This is a genomic window from Eubacterium sp. An11 (assembly GCF_002161065.1).
GTDB classification, from domain to species: Bacteria; Bacillota; Clostridia; order Lachnospirales; family Lachnospiraceae; genus Anaerobutyricum; species Anaerobutyricum faecale.
This window is the reverse complement of sequence record NZ_NFLV01000063.1, coordinates 1-3,183: the sequence shown is the minus strand read 5'-3', so window position 1 is coordinate 3,183 and position 3,183 is coordinate 1. Positions and strand designations below refer to the sequence as shown.

The following is a 3,183-nucleotide window of genomic DNA, read 5'->3' as shown; positions in this document are numbered from 1 at the left end:
CCTAAGATCCCCTCCTTCGTGCGCGGCACGATCTCCATGAAATTTTCCACCTGATACTGCAGGCCGTGGCTGGACTTTTCCCACTGTCCTTCCATCTCAATCTCGATCTGGTCAGACTGGGGCAGGTCAAAGCCTATGGCGGTAAACCCGATCACTTTCTGGCCCTGTAAGTATTTGTCTCTGGCAGCAAGCGGTACAGAAGCATCCTTCGTCGTAAACACCGCAATGGTGTATCCATTCTCCTCATTCAGAAATATGGTTTTCCGGTATCTGCACCGCATATTCGATCTCCTTCCAATTTTTTATCTTCCGTAACTGAAACGGATCCCGGCCTCCTTCGAGCCAGTACACCTCCTTCCCGGTATCATGGGCATAACGGATTTCTCCTTCCATGCCGGAAGAAATCCTGCCGCCACAGATAATCAGCACATCACAAAAGTCTAAAAGCTGTTTTCCAATGGAAAGCGCCAGCTTCCGTTCCTCTGGTATGGTGTCATCCAGCATCAGCGGCAGATAGGCATGGGAGGCATACGTGCGGCAGTGGAATACCTCTCTGACCGTATCCAGATACGCCTTCGCAAGCCCCATGTTAAACATTCGTTCTTCCCGGGTTTTTGCAGACAACGGAGAGCAGATATACGCTCTTTTTCCTTTTAACATCACGCCGCCTCCTTCTTTAACCGGAAGATCCGGTTTTCTGTTTCTGTAGCATACTCTTTGAAAATATCCGGATGCTGCATTTTCAGCTTTTCAAGATTTTCTTTCCCGATCATCGTCCTGCGTGTCGGGTTAAAGGTAATCTTGTAACGGTTGGTTCCGTCTTCCAGAAAGGCCTTGCATCCCTGTCCCATCAGCTCCACAAAGGGAACACTGATCGCACGCTGTTCTGCGTCAATTTCCTTCTTGCGCTTCTCCAAACGAGATTTTTCATCTGATAAAGCAAGATACTTTTCCAGGCTTCTGGAATCCAGCGTTGTGATCGGGATTTCCGGGATCGACTTATCAGCATAGCCGCTGTAACGGCGGATGCTGGCAAGCACCAGATCCGGTTTCCCCACCAACGGCGGTTCCACCTTCTTCTCCACAAATTCACGCCAGAAATATCCTTCCTGCTCGATGATATCCTGCTCTTCCATGAGATCACGCTCCAGAGAACGGTATACAAAGTCGTTCTCGTTATTTCCCCACAGACACGCAATAAATGCATGACTGATGTTCACCACCGACATATAGTGCCGCACCTGATAGACATAGTGCTCCGGGATTTTCCCGTCATCCCACTTCTCTTTGGCGTTATAATTACAGGTTTTGCACTCCAGTATGGCAAAGCTGCCATCCGGCATACGCACAAAAAAATCAATATCGGCAAGCATAAACGGGTAAAGCGGATGCCGGAACATAATCCGCACGGGAAACACCTCCAGGCCGGTTTTCTTAGAGAAAATCTCCGCTACCAGATCCTCCAGTCTGTGTCCAAATTCCTTGGCAACCCAGTTGGCTTCAGGTTCCTCAATCACCGGGGTAACGCCGATCTTGTCATAGTAAAGATCACGGCTGGTAACAAAAGGCGAGATTCCCATGATAGCGGCCACATCACTGCCTCCGATACCCAAACGGCGGAATGCGAGCCATTGCTCTCTGGAGAGGGTACTGATATCCACGACCTGTTCCGGTTCATAATCCATTTGTAACGTCTGTTTCATAAGCTCCTCCTTAACACTTAACGGCGCCATATACATCAAATTCCTTCCAGTCCATGGCAAGGGCCCTGGTCAGGTTTTCCTCCATCCGCAAAAGCTGGCTGCCGGTAAATCCCTGGCAAGCGGCATAGAAGGGTGCCTCGTTCATGGCATAGTAAAGGTCATGGGCCGTGCAGGCCTGTTCCCCGTTCTGTGCCACATACATCTCCACCACTTCATTACGGATCGCCGCCTTGATTTTCAGCTTTTTCATCAGTAACCTTAAGCAGTTCACCGGGTTATGGATCTCAATTTCCAGAAGCGCTGCCAGACGCTCTGTGGCATCCTTGTATCTTGCATACACTTCTTTCAAATTGTTGCGGTAATCCAGGATCGTGCTGTGGTTCCTGTGCGCCAGAGTGATCGGGCTTCCCAGGCTGAGCGTACGGTTGTTCCCGTCTGTCAGCAGCATAGGATACAGATTGACACCGCTGGCTGCAACATCAGAAGTGGTCAGGCGCAGCGCCGGCGTAAGATTCTTTCTGCTTACTCCGTACCGGTCCAACGCATCCCTGTAGGTATCCAGAAGCTCCTGGTTCCCGGAAAGCGTCCACATGGCACTCATGACGGAATGGTCATAGGTTCCGGAGCCTTCCAGATAAGCGCTTCCCTTGAAATTCGTGTGCAGATATTCACTGGTCATCTCAAAGATTGCTTTCATGTCCAGTACGCTGTAATCATGGGCGTCTCCCCCGTGGACTGCAGAGACTTTTCCATCTGCAATCTTGATGAGGCATTCCCCTTTCGCTGCTTTCAAGCAGCAATTCACAACCTTTGCATAGGTTGCCAGATCCAGCTTTCGCAGGCCGTCCCCGCCGATACCGGCACGTCCTAAGATCGTCTGGATCGCACAGTTCCGGACCGGATATGCCTCGCCTCGTACCTTCAGTACAAGCCGGGTGTGCTTTTCCGTATCCTTCAGGATCTCCTCCATCTCTGCGTCTCCGTTCTCCAGGTTTCCCGCCTCTTTTTCGAGCGGCACCAGCCGGAGGGCACGGATGGGCTTGCGGATCCACTCTGAGGCTTTCCCTCTTCTTGAAAGAAAATCAAGCATCTCCTCCGCCGTGGCAAATGTCTTTTCAAAACCATCTGCGTAAACCATTGTTTCATTCATTGTTTCTTCCACCTTTCTTTAAAATAATTATCCATAAACAGCCGAAGCTGATTGTGGCAGGCCACATACATACACAAAAATCCGGCAGAAACATTTTCTTCCGGATAAACGGCAACAAAAAAGGATGAGCAGAGAAACCTCTTGTTTTCTCCATTCATCCTTTTCCAATCTGGTTCTTCACCGATAAAACAAAAAAAGTGCCACACAGCCATTTCAGGCATACGGTGACACTTCACTACAAACATAAACAACTTATGCCGGGAAAAGCTCCTGCTTTTCCTCTTCATGTACGGGATTTCTCAAAATCCCAAAACATGATCCCCCGCCGGG

Annotated in this window: 3 protein-coding genes and 1 pseudogene; all 4 read right to left on the bottom strand. The window is 49.8% G+C overall.

Annotated elements, in window-relative coordinates; translation table 11 throughout:
* Nucleotides 1-281 (bottom strand): annotated as a pseudogene (locus B5E53_RS18375) (ATP-dependent RecD-like DNA helicase); the annotation flags it as partial.
* A complete protein-coding gene (locus B5E53_RS18370) occupies nt 244-660 on the bottom strand; it encodes a DUF4406 domain-containing protein (protein ID WP_087162148.1) in 417 nt (138 codons plus the stop codon). The pseudogene B5E53_RS18375 and the gene B5E53_RS18370, both read right to left, overlap by 38 nt.
* Nucleotides 660-1,703: a lambda-exonuclease family protein gene (locus B5E53_RS18365; RefSeq protein WP_087162149.1), complete on the bottom strand. Its 1,044-nt coding sequence runs from the start codon at nt 1,701-1,703 to the stop codon at nt 660-662. Before B5E53_RS18365 ends, B5E53_RS18370 begins: the two co-directional genes overlap by 1 nt.
* 10 nt (nt 1,704-1,713) lie before the next feature.
* Complete coding sequence (locus tag B5E53_RS18360; protein ID WP_087317579.1) at nt 1,714-2,853, bottom strand: transposase; 1,140 nt, start codon at nt 2,851-2,853, stop codon at nt 1,714-1,716.
* Between the last annotated feature and the right edge of the window lie 330 nt (nt 2,854-3,183).